The organism is Anaerocolumna sedimenticola (assembly GCF_009931695.1).
Classification (GTDB): Bacteria; Bacillota; Clostridia; order Lachnospirales; family Lachnospiraceae; genus Anaerocolumna; species Anaerocolumna sedimenticola.
Window position 1 is genome coordinate 185,363 of sequence record NZ_CP048000.1, and the last position, 19,689, is coordinate 205,051.

Sequence of the window (19,689 nt, forward strand, 5' to 3'; positions counted from 1 at the left end):
CTGACGGTAACTTATTTATTTCACCGTGATGACACATTGATAGTTTTTACCGTAAAGAGTTGCCGTAATGGTAGCTTTCCCTTTCTTTTTTGCTGTGATTTGTCCATAGTAATTAACCGATGCAATCGAATTGTTGCTTGACTTCCAGGTACATTTCGCCATACTGTTCAGATTTAATCTATATGTTTCACCCACTGCTAAGGTCTTATTTGTTGCAGCTATCGTAATCTTCTTAAATGGTATTTTATTTTTATTGGCATAGGATTGAATATATGATTTATCCTGTCCATAAAATGTTAAATTCGGGCACTTAAAAAATGCTTTATTGCCATAACTATCAACGCTGGTTACTTTATTTGATATCGTTACATATTTTAAACTTACACAATTCACAAAAGCATATGGGTCTATTTTACTTAGGGAATCAGGAATGGTGATATTGGTTAATTTTTTACAATTATTAAAGGCCATTTCCTCAATCTGCTTAAGTGAATTTGATAATCTTATATTTTTTAATCTTATGCAATTTTCGAATGCTCCTAACCCTATTGATTCCACGGAATTTGACATCTTGACAGTAATCAAATTACTACAATCAACAAATGCTGCAGCTCCTATGCTTTTAACAGAATCAGGAATACTTACTGAGGTCATTTCCTGATTTCCCTCAAATGTATTACCTACAATAGTGTGAACCGTATCCGGTATCACAACATCTCCTTTGCAGTTTTTACCGTCAATTAAGTTACCGTTAATAATAACGAAAGGATTTTCTTCACTCCTTTTTTTATCAAGCCACGGTGTAAGTGCAAAAGCGTTGCCTTCTATTGTGGTAACGCCCTCCAGGGAAGATATCTCAACTAACTTCTTACAGTTCCAAAATGCATAATACCCAATAGATTTAACTGAATCAGACATCTTTACACTTTCCAGATTATCACAGCTTTGAAAAGAAGAATTTCCTATTGCAGTAACGGAATCCGGTAAGATTACACTTGTTATGTTATCATTAAATTGGAAAACAGAGCTACGAATAGCCTCAACGCCATCCGGTACAACTACATCTCCACCTTCACCTACATACCAAGTAAGAACACCGTCTTTAATCACAAAATCCTCTTCGCTGGCAGTCTGTTCGGCTGCTTTGACATTTATGTTCGGTAAGATACCTATCATTTGGAAAGTTATTGCTAAAAAAATAATACTTACAATCTTGAATTTATTCATTTCATTCTCCTTGTCTTACTAATCCCATTTTTAATTATGCTTATGACCATGAGAGTGTCCAAAAAGACATAATTTAATATAATCTTTTGAGACACCCTCGTATTTTTTAATATTAAATGTATCAATTAATTATTTGTACAATATTACTTATTAATGTTCATGATGTCAAAAACATCTTTATAGGTATTATAATAACTTGAATTAACCTGCTGAGCATATGTACTAAGCCTGCCTAATTTAAATGATGACCAATCATATGGTACGTTTGCAACCGTATAAAAGTCAGATATATCTCCTGATTCAAATCTCTTGATATGGGCTATCAATATCTGTGCCATTACTTCTGCACATTCAAATCTATTTGACACTACCGAGGGGGTATCAGCACCAATAAGTTCACTTACATATTTATGATCTATATAATTGCCATCCTTATCATAAGTACTGTGAGCATACAGATCGGTAACTGAATGCATTGCAATTCCATAGACAAATAATGCTTTATTGGTAGCGTTTACTGTATTCCCAGCGAGTAATGTAGTCCACGTTTTTCCATTGAAACTGGAAGTTGTAAGATAGGTATCTATTCCTGATTTATCATAACTTGATAAACCTGCCGGCGCTGATGGTGTTGTACTATTATATAATCCTACCGCTTTATTAGTCAGATAGATATACGAAGCTATATAATTGGATTGGTAAGTTGGTGTTCCCACCTTTTTAGACATAAATCCATGAAACTGTGGATAAGTGTCAAAACCTGGTAATTCTTTATCACTTATAATTGCCGCTAATTTAACAATTTTTATTCCATTTTCCGATAATGGATTATGGGACTCATAGCTTTCCAGTGCAGGAAATCCATTATGTGCGGTTGAATCCCAGCTTCCTACCACATAATCGACATCATCAAAGGTTATAATCTCACTTGTATTATCTAATAAATCACCATCTTCCTGGGATTCTTCGATTATATCATCCAAAGGTTCATTTTCCGTATATACCGCTTTGAAAGCATCATATTGTTCCAGCGCATATTCTAAATCAATCAGTCCATATCCGTATTCTTCCCTGTCACCATATAGATTGGCACTTAGAGCGAGTAATTTACGTATGAAATCACTGGAACAGGATAAATCTTTCTGCCATAGCAGTGATGCAACCCCGGTAACATGGGGAGCTGCCATACTGGTTCCGGAGGATACCAAAATACCTCCAAAATCACCTGTCGATAAAATCTGTTCTCCGGGGCCATTAGTTCCAAATCTTCACCGGTGGCACTGCCCTTACTGCGTTTACCTTTACTATCGACGGATCCGACTGCAATTACTTCATCATATGCTGCCGGGTATTCTATCGTTCCGTTATTACCTGCAGCCGCAATCAATAAAATTCCTGCATCATATGCATCCTGTATTGCCTGCTCTAACGCTGCAGATTCATGAGTGGTACCAAAACTAATATTGATGATATTTACATCATTATCAATGGCCCAATAAATTGCCTCAACTACCCGACTGACAGGCGCCGTATTATTCCGGTCAAGGACCTTGGCTGAATATAATTCCACATCCGGATTGATTCCTGTAATCCCGATATCATTATCTTTAGCAGCTATGATACCTGATACACTCGTACCATGTCCTAAGCCGTCTTCATATATTATGGACACATCATCCTCCCCCGGTATGAAATTTTTCCTCATATAGACGTCAACATCTTCCGAATAGTCTACCCCGGAATCTATGATGGCTACTTTAACTTTGGAATCTGTTATTGTATTTATTGCGGGGCCGGTTACAACATTGAATGCGGGACCTGTGACTACGGATTCGTCATACAGATCCTCAGCAGTTATATTATCTGCCTTAATTACCTGCATATTCCATTCAACATCCGAATTTTTTGAAGATTTTTTCTTGACTTTTTTTTCATGCTTATCTTTTGAATAAAAATCTTTTAAATTACTGTCATTTTTCTTCCCACTGCCATAAACTAAACCGTCTTCTTCTACTACTAATACATCCCTTTCCTGCTCCATCTTAGCAGCTTCATATGGATTCAAATTAATAGTATCGACTTTACGGCTCGCTCCATCCTCGTATACTACAACATAGGATTTTTCTGTATTCGAATCTTTATTTAATGCATGAGTTTTAAACGGTACTGCGATAAAGCTAAATATTAAACTACCAATTACAACCAATGATATGAAACGCTTCTTTTTTATATTCATTTGTTTTCCTCCTAGTAATATCTTTTCGGTTCAATTAATATACATTATTTTTTAAAAAACAACGTAATAACCAGACAAATAAAACTTGTCTATAATACCAGTTTTATTACCAAAAGTACTGCCTATATCATTACTATAAGTATTCAATTTTATTATTGCATGTTATCACAGTATAGAATATTTTTGTCTTATAAATCTTTCATTTTTCAATTCTAATTGCAGTATTAAAACTCCCTAAGCTTTTTCGCTTTTTGCGGAAGTTTAGACTGATAAACAATAAAGGTGCAGCAACTATTCGCTTCTTTCACTGTAAACATCATAGTCAATTTAGCTTAATTCTTCAATGCTATCCCTCCTTTCATTTGATTTCTTTTGGTAACTGTATACTATCATAGATTTGCTAATTATGCCGTTAGATGTAGTAACTAGTACGATTTTTGTAGTGGATGGTAATTTTTACATGTTTTATGGAAATTTATAAATATTTTTATTCTTATCGAGGGAAGGGAGGGAAATAAAAGAATTTATTATTTGCGCTAAACAAACAGCAGTGCCGTTACATTAAAAGTATTATCGGAATGTTCTATATGAAGTAACCCCTGGTATTTCTCTACTGCGTTTTTTACATTGGAAAGCCCGGCACCATGATTTTTTTTATCATCATTCGTTGTTATAATATTACCTTTCTCATAAAGAATCTCGTTTTCATACTGGTTTTTTATCTCTATAAATAATCTGCTTTTGTCGTAACGTATAGATACCCTTATCTTTCGTTTGTTCTCTGCTATTTTACAGCAGGCTTCAATGGCGTTATCCAGCAGGTTTCCTAAGATTACCGTCATGTCAAAGGATTTAACGGATAACTGTTCCGGTACGCTTACTTCCAGGTTTATCTGTATTCCTTTCCTCTCTGCCTCCTGCAATTTAAAATTCAGAATACTATCTATCACAACATTACCGGAACGGGTATATTCTTCCTTGACTGTCTTTTCTTCCATTAATTCTGATAAATATTCCATTAAATGCTTTCCCTCATTCTTTTCAGATAAGGAGTATAAGATCGATAAATGATTTTCCCAATCATGCCGTAGGGATTTGTTCGCTGCCAATGCAGTATTTATAAGGGCAAACTGGCGCTCATAATAATTGTTTTGCTGCAACAACATCCTATTTGTCATTTCTTCCTCTATTTCCATTGATATAAAATCATATAAATAAAATGTGGCAACATTGACCAGCAGTACCAGTACAATGCATAGAAGCACCTGTATTAATGGAAGTCCGGTAGCCATAAGCAGATTTACTATTATGTATAAAGACGCTGATGGAATTAAAAATATTGCTAACCAGTATATTGTTGGTATGTTATTGCCTTTCCGTATATTTTTATAATTTTGCAGGATCAGTACTACCATATAGGTAAATAATTGAATACTTACTGTTCCTATAACAGACGAATAATCATTTCTTGAAAATATAGGGGAATTAATATGTCCCGTCAGCAATACTATGATACCTTCTGAGCAGAGCAATATCAGACATATAAATGATACCGACAGTACCCTCTGCTTCAGGCCGGCTTTATAATTAAATGACAAGAGCGCAAAAGCGATAAGATTAGCTGCCAGCGTTATCACAGGTATATTAATCAAAAGATATATTCCGGTAATACATAGATAATACAATAAGTACGTCAGACATTCTTTGTTTCTGTTTATAGCCTCCCTGTTAAAGAAAATACCCATTAACCTAAATATTATATAAGTCTGAAACAAGTTCATGGCTATATAAACCACATCATAAAACATATGCTCCACTTTATTTGCCTTCTTTCTCATATTTTATCTGCAATTCTAAAACTTCTCTACGTCTTTGCTGACTGATAGGAAGTATAATGCCATTTGACATGGTTAATTCTTTATGACTAAATCCTATGATATGAGCATAATTTACCAGATAAGATTTATGGATATAAAGAAAATGATATTTCTCTACTTCACGATAAACCTCTTCCAGGCTGCCATAAAAGTTAATTTCCGTTTTGTTTTTAATCATTTTCACCTGCCTGTTTACCGCTTCAAAATATATAATATCTTTAATTTCTATCTTATATATATTATGGCCTTGCTTGTAGGAGAAGATTTTCTTAAGCCGCCCTGCAAGCTCCATGGCTTTTTCTATATCCTTAATTAGTTTTTTCGGTTCAATCGGTTTATGTATAAAATGCATCGGCCTTACCTCAAATAACTCCAGATAATAATTATCTTTTCCCGAAATATATACGATCTGTACAATTTCATTTTTCATTTCCTCCCGAATTATTTTTCCGACTTGTACACCATTCATATTTTTTAATTCAATATCTAAGAATATTAAGTCAAATTCCTCCCCATTTTTCATGAAATGAAACAGTTCTTCCCCTGAAGTAAAAACCTCAATATGAATTTCCTCTAAACTTATTTTACAGTAATCAATTATCACCTGTTCAATTTCTGAGCAAATGATAGTTTCATCGTCACATATAGCAATACGGAACATCTCCTCATCCCTCTTTCTATAAAGAATAATTATTAATTCCCCTAAGTTACCTTGACTAATTTAATTTTAACATATAATTTCCAATTTGTGTAATTCAACTGTAATAAGATACTATTTTTGTAAAAAAATAAAAGAAAAGAAAACCGGAAGAAACACGCTTTGCGAGTTTCTTCGGTTCGCGTGCGCGTTCGAATTATTGCAAAGCAAGCTTGCTAATTCTCACTTTGCTTTCGCGGAAATCAAAATACCTCCTTAACAGGTGCCAGCCCTATTATGGAGGTATTTTCTCATATCAAATTAAATTAAAATGAACTATGTTAGTAATTACCGACCTCAGTAACATTCTCTTACGTTAAATAACTTTTAATACCAGGTAAATAATTTTTCAAATGGTATTGATGATATCTTTCTAATTAAAATATCAAAAGGTTTTAATGACAATATAAAAGTAAGTAAGATTGCAAAAAGTAAAATCAGTAACATTTCAATAACTGTATTTATCGTGTGATATAAATTTGTTTGGTATTGTAAGAATTTATAGATAATACCATGCATTAAATAAATACTCATGGTTCTTTGTCCCAGATAGGTAAACCAGTGCTTTTTTCTGGGTATAACAACGGCAATTAAATAAATTAAAAAGGTTGAACCTATGTAAATCAACGATCGGTACAGCCATCCCCAATGTAATAAATGAGATTTCTCATAGGAGTATTTCATAATCAGAACATCAAAATCAATATGATCACAATTAAAATATACGACCACGAGTATGATTGCCAGTAATATACCGGAACCTATTTTTACGAATTTTTTATCCGCAAATTTTAAAAACTTCTCTTTATTAAACGTATAACCCAATATAAAAAACGGTAAGTATGTAATGGTTCTGCCAATAGCTCCAAATGCACCAATCACGGTAACATAACCGGCTAATACCGCCACTACGTATGAGATTGCAAGAATTCCCTTTATCTTTATTATCTTATCAATTAATAATCTCCAGCAGAATAAAGACAGCATAAACCATAAGGTGAAATAAGGTTCTAACAGTTCTAAATTACTATCCCTGCCGATCACGTATAAAAAGATAAAATAGATTATTTGAAACACAAAATAAGGAATTAATAGTGTCCGTACTAATTTCAATAAATTATTTCTTTTTGAAAAATAAGCAGATATAAATGCAAAAGCAGGCATGTGAAAACCATATATCGTAATAACCAGAAATTCCATTAAATGATTTTTATAAATAAATGCACCGATATAATGCCCGATCACAACAAGCAATATTAAGAAACCCCTGTAATTATCAAAATAACTGTCTCTGTTCATAATTACCTCATGTAAATTAGAATTGTTATTCAAGTCCCAAACAAGCCAAAAAGTATTTTACCCAAAGCAGATAATAAAGTCAATATAAAATCCTCTCATCCTTTATTTCCCACCTCCAGCTTTAATTTCACTAGATTTTCATTCCCCCCAATCCTTCCATCTTTCATAGAAATACTATATCACAAAAAATAACATCGTCCAATATTTTTACTAAATTTTACATTTCATCCGGATAAAAATAGTGTTTCAAAGATAAATTATTAATTACCTATGAAACACCATACAAAGATTACAGGAATACCTCCTAATATCAATACTATATACCCTCCTGATCTAAATATCTTTTCCATTTATTACGCCTAAAACGCAGGAAAAACACAAAACCCCGGCCGCATTCATCCATTGCCATGGCAATCCAGACTCCTTCCAGTCCCCATCCGAACACCTTGCCGAATATGTATGAAAATGTCAATGCAACTGCCCATTGACCGATTACTCCTGCTATCATCGGTGCTTTTACATCCCCTACCGCAATGAGCGCTCTTATTAAACCGATATTAATTGCCCTGCCTATTTCAAGAAAAAATTCGATGAATAGAATTCTTTTCCCCAGCTGTAATACCTCAGGGTCATTGGTAAACATCTGTAATACCAGATCACTTTTCAGATATAGAATTAATGTGAATCCAAGACAGACAGTGAGTGAAACTCTAACCGTATTCCATACTCTTTTCTCTATGGCATCAAAAAGTTTAGCACCAATTAAATAGCCAATCATAATCTGTGTTGCCTGAGACAAGGCGATGGCATAAATAAAAGAAAAGTTGGCTAAAATACTGCAATAGCCTTTTGTCGCTGTAACCATGGTACCAAACGTATTGATAACACCCAGTATACACATCTGTGAAAGATTATAGGAGAAGCTTTCTATACCCGACGGAAAAGCAATTTTACATAATTTATTCATGATATTTACCGGAAATGGTTTCAAATATTTAATCCCTAAGGAAACATCCAATTTCTTCTTAAATAGATAGATGATAATAATTAATCCTATTATTTTACTGATTACGGTTGAAATAGCCGCCCCTTTTATCCCTAATTGGGGGACGCCAAACAATCCATTAATTAATATGGCATTACCGCAAATATTTAAAATATTCATGATAATGGAGATAAACATTACTTCTTTCATTAATGTAAAGGTTCTTAAAATAGCGGCAAAGTTAAGATAGAAACCCTGTACCAGAATAAAGGATGCAATTATCACAAAATAGGTAGATGCTTCATCCAAAATATCAGGACCAATATTCATTATCTTAAATATATTCCGATGAAAAATTATGACAACAATGGTTAAAAATATACTGATACCGGTGATTAAAGTTAAGGACATCATACAGGTTTTTGAAGTGCCCTCTTTATCTCTTGCCCCCAAATATTGTGATAATACCACTGTGGTACCCATGCTAATCATATTTAAAACAATGATAACCAGATTCATGATTTGATTTCCGTTGACAATCGCTGCTACGGATTTTTGTGAATAATGGCTTATCATAATCTGATCCATATTCCCCACCATCAACTGTAACATTAATTCCACAAACAGAGGAATTGACATCTTAAATAAGTTCAGATTTGTATTCATTTTCAGTATTTTCTGCTGTTCATCCATTTTTGTCCTCTTTCAAGCTTTTAATGATAGCTACGAAATATTATACCATTGAAAATTTGTATTTTCCATATGAATTTTTATACACTGGCTCCCATTGCATAACGCATATGCGGGCAATGTTACTGCTGCCAATCAGGGTGTGACTGATATAAAAAATTTAGATTTTCTAAATCCTTTTTTTATACTCACAATGTAAAAGGGATAGAACTTTTTGTAGATTCGTGGTAAGATAATTAAATACAGGTTATTTAAAACAAGGAGATAAGCCTATGAAGAATAAGTTATTTTGCCGGTTTCTTATAACAGTTATTTTGATACTGGCCATTTTTCCGTCATTTCAGGTACAAGCAAAGGTTCAGGATTTTCCTGGAATATATATGGAATTAAATCTGCCGGAAGATACCATCGTACTAACAAAAGATACACCGGACACAGATGAGAAGTGGAAAGAAGCCGGGATTACCGACCCAAAAAGCGAGAAAGATAATTTTAGTAAAATTGGAGTTAGGGCTGTCTTATATGACCCAAATACCCAAACAACTGTAAGGCTGCTGCAAAAATATTCTAATGATACAAGAAAAATATTTAATTTGTCATTACTTTCAAAAGAAGAATTAACTGATTTTCTGAATAACCTTGGTACTTCAAATGATAAGAGCGCAAAGATGGAGGTTACAGAGTATTCCCATAAAGAGGCAACTTTTTTTCGGTATAGTATTGAGATGACCCAAAATGGTGAACCCCTAACCGAAATAATCTATGGAACTATTGTAAACGGATCTACTATTACCTTTGATACTTTTAAGAAAGACAGTATAGATACGGTTGACGAAACATTTGTTAAAGAGCTGGTTGCAGGGACACATTTTACGAAATTTCTGGATAAAGCGGAAGTAGCAAAGCAGGAAAGGGCATCTCAAATTCGTTTCTTTCTTAGTTTTATCATCCTCATTGCAATAATTGTTGTTTTGGTATATCTGAATAAAAAGAAGAGTAAAAAGCAAAAAGCATTAAAAGATAAGAAAACAGAAGCGTTGACCAGCTTTTATATGGAACAAAAGAAAAAAGAAGAACAAAATATAAAAGATACCGTATTGTATGTTAACCGGACAGAGTATTCGGAACAAGTTTTTAAAGATTACTTCCACTATAATGAAATTATCAGGAAATTAAAAACCTGGATTATTATGGCGGTATCTTTCCTTATTATCTTATTGTTTTTATATACCTCCGGACCCGGAATTATTGGTTGTGCCATAGCCCTTATTCTTTTATTTGTGTTTCTATACTACCAGGGAATCCGAATCGAAAAATTAGTTGGTGCTATGAAGAAAATATATGACAAGAATAAAAGTAAGGAGGCCGTATTCACATTTTATGAAGATTACTTTACCTTATCCGGTATCCAATTTATTTCAAAGTATCCTTACACACAAATAACCGAAATAAAGGAATATAAAGATTATATTTATATTTATATAGGTCCGGAAAAGGCATTTTATCTAAAGAAAGACGGATTCGAACATATCGAGGCGGAAATTATTAAATTTATAAAACAACATACTTCAAAGTAATCCTAAATCTATAAGTTTTTTCATTGGGGTCGTCGCAAAATCTTTAAGTTTCATAACAATGTCTGGAATATGCAGTAATATTTCTAGCAATTATACTCTTAGATTTCTGCTGCAACCCCAATTACCTTATAATAGTTCAATACTCCAAGTATTTGTATAAGTCAACCCTTCCTGCAAGCTTATAAGATCTTTCTGTTTGGTTATATCTTCTATAATTCCTTCTCTTGATGGCAGCGATGTCCATGGCTCAATACATACATAATTAACTTTCATTTTAGGCAGGTGCCATAATCCTAAATATCTCATATCAGGATAAAATACGGTTACCCCTTTTCTCCCAATATCCGATTTTAGGGTAGCTGATTTACTCATATTTTTTAAGATAATTGCATCTTTGTCGAAAAGTTCATGTTTAAGATTCAGATATTTATTATCTCTTAATAAAAATGGCTTATCTTCTCCAGTTACAAAATTATTTTCCGAAATTCCAACCCTGTGTACATTTTTCTTTGCCGGCAACTCGATATAATAATCTTCAAATTGGAAATCCTCTTCAATTGGAACACGAAATCCCGGATGTCCGCCAAGACCAAAGTACATCGTTTTGTTATCCCGATTGATAACCTCATACATAATATATAAATTTTTCCCTGCCAAATTGTAATGAACCAGGTAAGTAAACATAAAAGGATACATTTTCATTGTTTCTGTGTCGCTGTTTAATAGGAATATTATATTTTCTTTTGTATGATAAATCACTTTCATATCGCTGCCTGGCACAAAACCATGAATCGGCATTTCGTAAAACCTGCCATTATAATAATACTTCCCCTCTGTTAGCCTTGCAACATATGGAAATATATTAGGAGCCCTGTCTTTCCACGAATTTTCATCGCCCTGCCATAAATATTCCGTACCGTCTCTTTCCAGTATTGATTGCAGTTCAGCCCCCTTAGTCGAAACAGTAATTTTTAAAATATCATTTTCAATACTATAATTCATGCCGCATTCCTTTCCTATACTCTACATTGTTTTATTTACAACGATATATGCATGTTGCTGTATCAAGAAAATGTAACAATTAATCTTTTTATTAACATATTCTATTTTATATAAGTCGATACCAACCTGCTGATGTTTTTAATTTAATTTGGGGTAAGGGATCATTCATGCAATCTGGATTTATTCCCATACGGTTAAGTTCCGCGGAATAAAAGGCAGAACCGAAACCCAAATGTTTTTCGGTTCTGCCTTTTAAATTTTATATAAGCTCTAATTCCAAAACGGTATCTCTTTCATCATAAAGCCCCGCTATATCAAGTTCTACATAGGCATCTAAGGGATAATCTTCTCCATTCCAGGGGCGTGTCAGTTTAAGCTCTGCTCCATCTTCTAATATGCGGACTTTCTTTAATTTTCCTTCCAGTCCTTCCAAACGGAACCCACCTACCCGTCTGTCATAGATATGGGCATAGAGCATTTTTCCATTCTGTGTAAAACGCCCCCATTCCGGCTTAGGAAAATCACTTTTACCGCAGCCATAGATGCTGTCACCATTCACCCTCATCCAATCTCCAATCTCTTTTAAGATTCTCACACTGTCTTTCGGGAATTCTCCTTTCGCATTCGGACCTACATTAATGAGCATATTGCCATTTTTGCTAACACATTCCACCAGCATATGCAGGACATTTTCGGTAGTTTTATAATCCCAGGGTTTATTTTTTGCATAACCCCAGTTCTCATTTAAAGTAAGACATAATTCCCAGGGTACCGGACGTCCGAGAACATCTAATTCACCTGTCGCAGGCATCATACATTCCGGTGAAACAAAATCCCCGGAATGCAGGTCCGGTTCTTCTTTTCTGGCATCCCCGCCCAGACGGTTATCAATAATAATATCCGGCTGAAGAGAGCGGATCATTTTAACCAATTCTGATGCCCTCCAGGTTTCCCCTGACATATGTTCAAATTCCGTACCGGAAAGTCTGACATTATCATAAGAAAAATCAAACCAGATAACATCAATTTTTCCATAGTTTGTTAACAGTTCCCTGACTTGATTATGGAAATAACGAATATAGTTCTCCAGGTTATGTTTTACATCTTTAAATTCCTCATTATCTCTCATAGGATGCTGCCTGTCACCATAATGAGGATAATCCGGATGATGCCAGTCTAACAGAGAATAGTAGAAACCGACTTTAATTCCTTCCTCTCTGAAAGCATCTACATATTCCTTTACCAGATCTCTGCCGCATTGCGTATTGGTGCTTTTAAAATCCGTATACTGGGAATCAAACAGACAAAATCCATCGTGATGTTTCGTGGTCAGTACCGCATATTTCATACCTGCTTCTTTGGCACATTTTGCCCATTCCTTAGGATTATACCGAACCGGGTTAAATTCTTCAAAATACTGATTATATTCTTCGGTACTGATTTTTTCCGTACTTTTTACCCATTCCCCCGGGCAGGTATAGCATACAATCCCCAGTGTATAAACATACCAAAACGTGCCTCACGGAACCACTCCGTTCTTTTTTCTCTTTCCTGATATCCTGTCATAATATCCTTCTCCTCTCTCTTCTCTGTATTTCAGGCAGGTAATTGCAAAACCAGATTATTGTATTAACCAGAACGCTTTATAAACTCCATTGACAAGGATAGTTTAACATCGATATAATAAATATGTAATACAAAATTCAAACATAAAGTTGAAAAAAATTAACCTTATTTTCTTAAAGGAGCTGCCAATGGATATTAACTATTCTAAGTATTTTTCCAGTCTCTATATTGATTATTATTATGGCAGTTATACTAACTGCGGTCCTAACTGGAGGGAGAACAATATCCTGTGTCCTTTTTGTAAAATATATTATATTACGGACGGAGAATGTGAAATAAAGATAGAGGGTACTGTTTATCAGGGGTTTAAAGGAAGAATGTTCTTTATTCCTTCCCAGACAAAACATTCCTTTTATCATGTGAATGAAAATTATATTACCAAGTATTGGTTACACTTTGAGATAAAGGCTTGGGATGACCAGTTATTTAAGAACCTGGGTTTACCTTACTATATAGATGTAAAAGAGGATGAACAAATTATATCTCATTTTGCGGATATTTTTAAGGAGGCAAAAGAAAATACTCTTGCTTCTGCGTTTCGTTTAAAAGCGGGGATACTGTCCCTTTTATCGGATTATATCGCCTTAGCCGACCAGAAAAATATCTCCATAAGAGAAGAAACTCATTCGGAGTTTTATTCCGTAATATCCTATATCAATGATAATTTACAGAATAAACTTTCCCTGGATGGTTTATCAGAAAGGATGCATATGCATCCAAATTATTTTATCCGTTTATTTAAAAACAGGATGGGTACAACACCTCTTAATTATATTAATAAACTCAGAATGGAACGTGCCAAATCATTGTTGGAAAATACCAGTCTGCCTATATCGGAAATTATGATTCAGGTTGGTTTTGAAGATTTAAGCTCTTTTTCTAATTTTTTTAAGCATTATTCCGGTTATAATCCAAAGATATTCCGGAAAACATTTGGGAAATAAAAGATATGATATATACTACCAGAGGGGCTGCTGCAACAGCCCCATATAGCATACACAACAGACTTATAAAAATACATTATTACATATTTCGGAATCTTTCATAACGTTCTGCTACGATTTCTTCCTTAGTTTTTTCCCGAAACCGGCTGATAAAATCAACAATTCCGGCTCGTATCTGACAGGCAACCGTATCCATGTTGTCAACAGACAGCGGTTCTTCTTCCTGAATCACCTGTTCCACTATTTTAAGTTCCTGTAAATCTGCAGCAGTAATTTTCATAACCTCAGCAGCTTCATTGGCTCTTTTACTGTCTTTCCAAAGGATGGAAGCAAATCCTTCCGGTGATAAAACAGAATAAGTGGAATTCTCTAACATCCACACTTCATTAGCTACTCCAAGGGCCAAGGCTCCGCCGCTGCCCCCTTCCCCAATTACAATGGACAATATGGGCACCTTGATTCCGGACATCTCATATAGATTTCTTGCAATAGCTTCTCCCTGGCCTCTCTCTTCTGCTTCTATACCGCAATATGCACCGGGAGTATCTATAAAGCAGATAATAGGCCGGTTAAATTTCTCAGCCTGCTTCATTAAACGCAGGGCTTTCCGATAACCATCCGGATTGGGCATTCCATAATTTCTTTTCATATTTTGTTTGATACTTCGGCCTTTTTGCTGACCGATAACGGTTACCGTTATCTCATCGATGGTTGCAAGTCCCGCAACTATCGCCCCATCATCACGGCAAACACGGTCTCCATGCAATTCCATGAATTTATTAAATATAGAACTAATGAAATCCAGGGTTGTAGGTCTCTCCGTACTTCTGGCTAATTGTACCCGGTCCCACGCAGTTAAATCTGCTGACATAATTTCATCTCCCAACCTAAACTTTTTGTTTTCACGTGACAATTCAGTCACCTGCTGTTCTAATAATCAACACACGCACTCTTCACAAGCATTGATAATGTTTGCTTCAATTTGTTACGTTTTACTATTTTATCAACAAATCCGTGTTCAAGTAAAAATTCTGCTCTTTGAAATCCCTCCGGCAAACGCTGGCCGATGGTTTGTTCGATTACTCTGGGACCTGCAAATCCGATTAAAGCTCCGGGTTCTGCTAATATTACATCTCCCAGCATAGCAAAACTAGCCATAACACCTCCGGTGGTAGGGTCAGTTAATACGGAGACATATAATAGTCCGGCCTCATCATGTTTTTTAATTGCCTGGGAAGTTTTAGCCATCTGCATCAAAGATATAATTCCCTCCTGCATTCTGGCACCACCGGAACAGCAGAACAGGATGACCGGAAGCTTTTGTTCTGTGGCTCTCTCAATCATTCTGGTAATTTTTTCACCAACCACTTCACCCATACTTCCCATTAGGAAATTGGATGCCATTACTCCAATGGCAACTCTTGTTTCATCAATTTTGCCTTCCCCTGTGATTACTGCTTCGTCCAAATTGGTTACAACCTTCATCAGTTCCAGTTTACTCTTATATCCCGGGAAATTAAGGGGATCACTTATGGGAAGTTCCATATCCCATTCTTCAAAAGTACCTTTATCTACAATCATACTGATTCTGGTTCGGGGGCTGACACGGAAATAATTCCCGCAATTCGGGCAAATATAATAATTAGCAACTACATCTTCCGTATATATAATTTCATTACACTTTTCGCATTTTTCAAATAAACCGTCAGGAATTTGGGCCTCATCCAATGAGTCTTTTATCTTCTCGCCAAGTTGAACATGTTTAAGTCCTGCTCCATTACTTGGATTCTTTTTAAACATTTCCTTTAGCATTTAGGCCTCCTTTTCGGATAACATTCTTTCGACGAATCCGGTATCTGTTTTTCCTTTTATATAATCCTCATGATTTATAATCTGATACTGAAAATCGATATTGGTATCTATTCCTTCAATCACTAATTCACCAAGAACACCGCGCATCTTCTGAATTGCCAGTTCACGGGTTGCATCATGGACCATAAGCTTAACAATTAAAGAATCGTAAGCTGCCGGTATACGGTAACCGGTATAAAGGGCTGAGTCAATACGTACCCCGTTGCCACCCGGCATATGAAGACTGGATACAACTCCGGGAGAGGGCATAAAGTTTTTACTTGGATTTTCCGCATTAATCCTGCATTCAATGGAATGTCCTTTAATCTCAATATCTTCCTGTGTGAAAGAAAGTTTTTCTCCACCGGCAATTTTAATCTGTTCACGTATTAAATCAATCCCTGTAACCATTTCCGTTACACCATGCTCTACCTGGATTCTTGTATTCATTTCAATAAAATAGAAATTATTATCCTGATCTAATATAAATTCTATGGTTCCTGCGTTACAATAACCTGCTGCTTTTGCAGCTTTTATGGCAGTTTCCCCCATAGTCTTTCTCAATTCTTCATTTATAACAAAAGATGGAGCTTCTTCAATCATTTTTTGGTGTCTTCTTTGGATTGAACAATCTCTTTCTCCTAAATGTACTACATTTCCGTAATTATCGGCCAATATTTGAAATTCAATATGTCTTGCTTTTGGAATATACTTTTCGATGTACATGGTGTCGTCACCAAAAGAATTTTTTGCTTCCTGACTGGCAGTTTCAAAATGATGTAAAAATTCCTCTTCTGTCTGGACGATACGCATTCCCTTGCCGCCACCGCCTGCAGAAGCCTTTATCATCACCGGATAACCCATCTCATCAGCAATTTTTTTCCCATCTTCCGCTGTAAAAATGGGCTCTTTTGTACCAGGTACAACCGGCACACCGGCTTCCATCATGGTTTTTCTGGCTTCGGATTTATTTCCCATACGGTCAATTACTTCCGCTGATGGTCCGATAAAAGTAATATTACATTTACTGCATAGGTCGGCAAATTTGCTGTTTTCCGATAAAAATCCAAAACCGGGGTGGATTGCGTCTGCTCCGGTTGCAAGAGTAGCACTTAAGATTCGATCCATACGCAAATAACTGTCTTTGGAAGGCATTGGCCCTATACATACGGTTTCATCAGCAAGTTGGGCATGCAGTGCGTCCTTATCTATATCTGAGCATATGGCAACCGTATTGATACCCATTTCTCTGCATGCCCGGATAATACGGACTGCAATTTCTCCACGGTTGGCTATTAAAACTTTTTTAATCATAGTTTACACCCATTGCATAACACATCTGCTGGCAGATGTGTTACCGCCACAAATGAAAATGGTTGAAAGAATCAACACGTGGCAGCCTTTCTGTTTCATATTTTCTTTCAACTTATCCCGTCATGATACCGTTTATACGGCATCTCCAATAACAGAGGAAGAAGCTTAACCGATAGCAAAGGTTAATTCCGCCTCTGCAAAAATTTTGTCTCCGTCATATGCTTTGGCATTAGCTACCCCAACATTGCCTTTCTTTTTTATTAATTCAACTTCTAAAGTTAAAACATCTCCTGGTACAATTTTATTACGGAATCTTGCTTTATTAATTCCACCAAAATATGAATTCTTACCCTTATTTTCTTCAACGGATAAACATACTACAGCTCCAACCTGAGCAAGTGCTTCGATTACCAATACGCCTGGCATTACAGGTTCATCCGGAAAATGACCAATAAAAAATGGTTCATTATAACTAACACATTTACGTCCGACGGCACGTTTACCTGGTTCCAGTTCATCGATACGGTCAATTAATAAAAATGGGCTTCTTTGGGGTATTATTTTCTTTATTTCATTAATATTTAACATTTTCCTGCTCCTAACATTATGAGAATCTGTTGTTTCCTCTTCGGGTAGTTATTTTTATAAAGGTCTTATAGTTACTAATGCCTGACCATATTCAATCATATCTTTATTCTTAACGAGTATTGCTTCCACGATGCCGTCATAAGCTGACTCAATTTCATTCATCAATTTCATAGCTTCAACAATTCCGATAATCTGACCCTTTTTAATCACATCACCAACTGTAATATAGGGATCACTGCCTTCGGATTTCGCTGCATAAAAAGTACCTACCATCGGTGAAGTAATCGTGAGTTTATTGGAATCTGCTTTATCTGTTTCTGTTTTCGTTCCGTTAATCACCGGAGTTACCGAAATTTCAGGTGCCTGGGAGTAAACTACATTGCGGTTAATTTCCAGTGACAGACTGCTGTCTCCTTCCGTGTATTTAAAGGAAGTTAAAGAAGACTCCGATACTGTCTGAATAAGCTTAATAATGTTTTCCATTTCCATAGCTATTTTCTCCTAACCTACGAATTTCTTTACTAATAAACTGCCGTTATGACCACCGAAGCCCATGGAGTTACTGATTGCATAGTTTACGGTTTTATCGGTCACAGGTTCTTTCGTATAATTCAGATCTAATTCTTCATCCGGTACTTGATAACCCGCAGTTGCATGGATATAATTCTCCATGACAGACTTTACGCAGGTAATAAACTCTACCGCACCGGCTGCGCCTAACATGTGACCGGTCATGGATTTCGTAGAATTTACATTTAACTTATATGCATGGTCTCCAAATGCCTTTTTAATGGATCTGGTTTCAAATAAATCATTGTGGTGGGTACTGGTTCCATGTGCATTAACATAATCCACTTCTTCCGGTTTGATACCTGCTTCCTTTACGGCTAATAACATAGCCCTTGCAGCTCCTTCTCCGTCTTCGCTTGGAGAAGTGATATGGAAAGCATCGCAAGTTGCACCATAACCAACAATTTCAGCTAAGATATTGGCACCTCTGGCAACTGCGTGTTCATAGGACTCTAATATAACAACCCCTGCACCTTCACCCATTACAAACCCGCTTCTTTCTTTATCAAACGGTATGGATGCCCTTAGAGGATCCGTTTCCGTCGTCATGGCAGTTAATGCAGAGAAGCCGGCAACACCAATTGGTGAAATTGCAGCTTCCGTTCCACCTGCAACCATAACATCCGCTTCATTACACTGAATGTAACGGCAGGCATCACCTATGGAGTGGGTACCCGTGGCACATGCTGTTACGATATTGGTGCACTTTCCTTTTAATCCAAAATTAATTGCCACATTTCCGGCTGCCATATTTGAAATCATTAGCGGGACCAATAAAGGAGCAATTCTCTTCGGTCCTTTCTCCAATAATTTCTGATGTTCTCTTTCAATCGCCTGAAGACTTCCAATACCGGAACCAACCGACACACCAATTCTGGTTAAATCCTCTTTCTCTAAATCAAGTCCTGCATTTTCAATTGCCTGTGCTGATGCAGCCACAGCAAACTGGCAGAAAGTTTCCATTCTCTTTGCAGCCTTAGGATCCATATAATTCTCCGGATGAAAATCCTCTACCTCGGCTGCTAATTTAACTTTATAATCCGTTGTATCAAAATACGTAATCGGCTTAAATACATTCTTCTTTTCTTTCAGACTATTCCAAAATGTATCAATATCATTTCCGATAGGGGAAATAATACCCATACCAGTAACTACTACTCTCTTCATATTCGTAATCCTCCTAATAAACAAAGTTACTTCCATATA

Annotated in this window: 15 protein-coding genes and 2 pseudogenes; 2 read left to right on the plus strand and 15 right to left on the minus strand. The window is 35.8% G+C overall.

The features are described from left to right. Nucleotides 1-15: 15 nt before the first annotated feature. The 8 genes from Ana3638_RS00745 to Ana3638_RS00780 all read right to left on the minus strand — a co-directional run bounded on the left by Ana3638_RS00745 (nt 16) and on the right by Ana3638_RS00780 (nt 9,014). Entirely contained in the window at nt 16-1,227 is a 1,212-nt protein-coding gene (locus Ana3638_RS00745) for a leucine-rich repeat protein (protein ID WP_161836139.1), read from the minus strand. Between the two features lie 143 nt (nt 1,228-1,370). Beyond that, nucleotides 1,371-2,435 (minus strand): S8 family serine peptidase, encoded by a 1,065-nt coding sequence (locus Ana3638_RS25635; RefSeq protein ID WP_161836141.1) that lies wholly within the window; start codon nt 2,433-2,435, stop codon nt 1,371-1,373. After that, the gene (locus tag Ana3638_RS25640) at nt 2,321-3,463 is read right to left on the minus strand and encodes a S8 family serine peptidase (protein WP_161836143.1); all 1,143 of its coding nucleotides are present in this window, start codon (nt 3,461-3,463) and stop codon (nt 2,321-2,323) included. Before Ana3638_RS25640 ends, Ana3638_RS25635 begins: the two co-directional genes overlap by 115 nt. A gap of 224 nt (nt 3,464-3,687) precedes the next feature. Beyond that, nucleotides 3,688-3,783, minus strand: coding sequence for a cyclic lactone autoinducer peptide (locus Ana3638_RS26690; RefSeq protein ID WP_334297123.1), 96 nt, complete (start codon nt 3,781-3,783; stop codon nt 3,688-3,690). Between the two features lie 216 nt (nt 3,784-3,999). Then, a complete protein-coding gene (locus tag Ana3638_RS00765; protein ID WP_161836145.1) occupies nt 4,000-5,301 on the minus strand; it encodes a sensor histidine kinase in 1,302 nt (433 codons plus the stop codon). Then, nucleotides 5,282-6,001 carry a LytR/AlgR family response regulator transcription factor gene (locus Ana3638_RS00770; protein ID WP_161836147.1) on the minus strand — a complete coding sequence of 240 codons (720 nt, stop codon included), beginning with the start codon at nt 5,999-6,001 and terminating at the stop codon, nt 5,282-5,284. The genes Ana3638_RS00765 and Ana3638_RS00770 overlap by 20 nt, the downstream gene beginning before the upstream one ends. A 363-nt stretch (nt 6,002-6,364) precedes the next feature. After that, nucleotides 6,365-7,336 (minus strand): acyltransferase family protein, encoded by a 972-nt coding sequence (locus tag Ana3638_RS00775; RefSeq protein ID WP_161836149.1) that lies wholly within the window; start codon nt 7,334-7,336, stop codon nt 6,365-6,367. 316 nt (nt 7,337-7,652) lie between these two features. After that, nucleotides 7,653-9,014: an MATE family efflux transporter gene (locus Ana3638_RS00780; protein WP_161836151.1), complete on the minus strand. Its 1,362-nt coding sequence runs from the start codon at nt 9,012-9,014 to the stop codon at nt 7,653-7,655. A gap of 269 nt (nt 9,015-9,283) precedes the next feature. Between Ana3638_RS00780 and Ana3638_RS00785 the strand changes: the two genes are divergently transcribed. Beyond that, a complete protein-coding gene (locus Ana3638_RS00785; RefSeq protein ID WP_161836153.1) occupies nt 9,284-10,588 on the plus strand; it encodes a YcxB family protein in 1,305 nt (434 codons plus the stop codon). A 126-nt stretch (nt 10,589-10,714) separates the two neighbouring features. Here the strand turns inward: Ana3638_RS00785 and Ana3638_RS00790 are convergent, their stop codons facing one another. Both Ana3638_RS00790 and Ana3638_RS00795 read right to left on the minus strand, forming a co-directional pair. Beyond that, entirely contained in the window at nt 10,715-11,590 is an 876-nt protein-coding gene (locus tag Ana3638_RS00790) for an aldose 1-epimerase family protein (RefSeq protein ID WP_161836155.1), read from the minus strand. 259 nt (nt 11,591-11,849) lie between these two features. Further along, nucleotides 11,850-13,156: pseudogene (locus Ana3638_RS00795) on the minus strand (alpha-L-fucosidase). Between the two features lie 188 nt (nt 13,157-13,344). Here Ana3638_RS00795 and Ana3638_RS00800 point away from each other — a divergent pair. Then, on the plus strand, nt 13,345-14,160 hold the full coding sequence (locus tag Ana3638_RS00800) for an AraC family transcriptional regulator (RefSeq protein ID WP_161836157.1): 816 nt from the start codon (nt 13,345-13,347) through the stop codon (nt 14,158-14,160). A 79-nt stretch (nt 14,161-14,239) separates the two neighbouring features. Here Ana3638_RS00800 and Ana3638_RS26975 read toward each other — a convergent pair. The 5 genes and pseudogenes from Ana3638_RS26975 to fabF form a co-directional block, all read right to left on the minus strand. Then, a pseudogene (locus Ana3638_RS26975) lies at nt 14,240-15,972 on the minus strand (acetyl-CoA carboxylase carboxyltransferase subunit alpha). Then, on the minus strand, nt 15,973-17,325 hold the full coding sequence (locus tag Ana3638_RS00815; RefSeq protein WP_161836160.1) for an acetyl-CoA carboxylase biotin carboxylase subunit: 1,353 nt from the start codon (nt 17,323-17,325) through the stop codon (nt 15,973-15,975). A 165-nt stretch (nt 17,326-17,490) separates the two neighbouring features. Further along, a complete protein-coding gene (fabZ, locus tag Ana3638_RS00820) occupies nt 17,491-17,913 on the minus strand; it encodes a 3-hydroxyacyl-ACP dehydratase FabZ (RefSeq protein ID WP_161836162.1) in 423 nt (140 codons plus the stop codon). A 54-nt stretch (nt 17,914-17,967) separates the two neighbouring features. Continuing rightward, nucleotides 17,968-18,402: an acetyl-CoA carboxylase biotin carboxyl carrier protein gene (accB, locus tag Ana3638_RS00825; protein WP_161836164.1), complete on the minus strand. Its 435-nt coding sequence runs from the start codon at nt 18,400-18,402 to the stop codon at nt 17,968-17,970. Between the two features lie 12 nt (nt 18,403-18,414). Beyond that, entirely contained in the window at nt 18,415-19,650 is a 1,236-nt protein-coding gene (gene fabF / locus Ana3638_RS00830; protein WP_161836166.1) for a beta-ketoacyl-ACP synthase II, read from the minus strand. Between the last annotated feature and the right edge of the window lie 39 nt (nt 19,651-19,689).

Bases quoted from the DNA above. Each gene is read 5' to 3' on its own strand.
- Ana3638_RS00765 (WP_161836145.1), bottom strand. From the start codon at position 5,301: ATGAGAAAGAAGGCAAATAAAGTGGAGCATATGTTTTATGATGTGGTT.
- Ana3638_RS00800 (WP_161836157.1), top strand. From the start codon at position 13,345: ATGGATATTAACTATTCTAAGTATTTTTCCAGTCTCTATATTGATTAT.
- Ana3638_RS00790 (WP_161836155.1), bottom strand. From the start codon at position 11,590: ATGAATTATAGTATTGAAAATGATATTTTAAAAATTACTGTTTCGACT.
- Ana3638_RS00775 (WP_161836149.1), bottom strand. From the start codon at position 7,336: ATGAACAGAGACAGTTATTTTGATAATTACAGGGGTTTCTTAATATTG.
- fabZ (WP_161836162.1), bottom strand. From the start codon at position 17,913: ATGTTAAATATTAATGAAATAAAGAAAATAATACCCCAAAGAAGCCCA.
- Ana3638_RS00780 (WP_161836151.1), bottom strand. From the start codon at position 9,014: ATGGATGAACAGCAGAAAATACTGAAAATGAATACAAATCTGAACTTA.
- Ana3638_RS26690 (WP_334297123.1), bottom strand. From the start codon at position 3,783: ATGATGTTTACAGTGAAAGAAGCGAATAGTTGCTGCACCTTTATTGTT.
- Ana3638_RS00815 (WP_161836160.1), bottom strand. From the start codon at position 17,325: ATGATTAAAAAAGTTTTAATAGCCAACCGTGGAGAAATTGCAGTCCGT.
- Ana3638_RS00770 (WP_161836147.1), bottom strand. From the start codon at position 6,001: ATGTTCCGTATTGCTATATGTGACGATGAAACTATCATTTGCTCAGAA.
- Ana3638_RS25640 (WP_161836143.1), bottom strand. From the start codon at position 3,463: ATGAATATAAAAAAGAAGCGTTTCATATCATTGGTTGTAATTGGTAGT.
- accB (WP_161836164.1), bottom strand. From the start codon at position 18,402: ATGGAAATGGAAAACATTATTAAGCTTATTCAGACAGTATCGGAGTCT.
- Ana3638_RS00745 (WP_161836139.1), bottom strand. From the start codon at position 1,227: ATGAATAAATTCAAGATTGTAAGTATTATTTTTTTAGCAATAACTTTC.
- Ana3638_RS00785 (WP_161836153.1), top strand. From the start codon at position 9,284: ATGAAGAATAAGTTATTTTGCCGGTTTCTTATAACAGTTATTTTGATA.
- fabF (WP_161836166.1), bottom strand. From the start codon at position 19,650: ATGAAGAGAGTAGTAGTTACTGGTATGGGTATTATTTCCCCTATCGGA.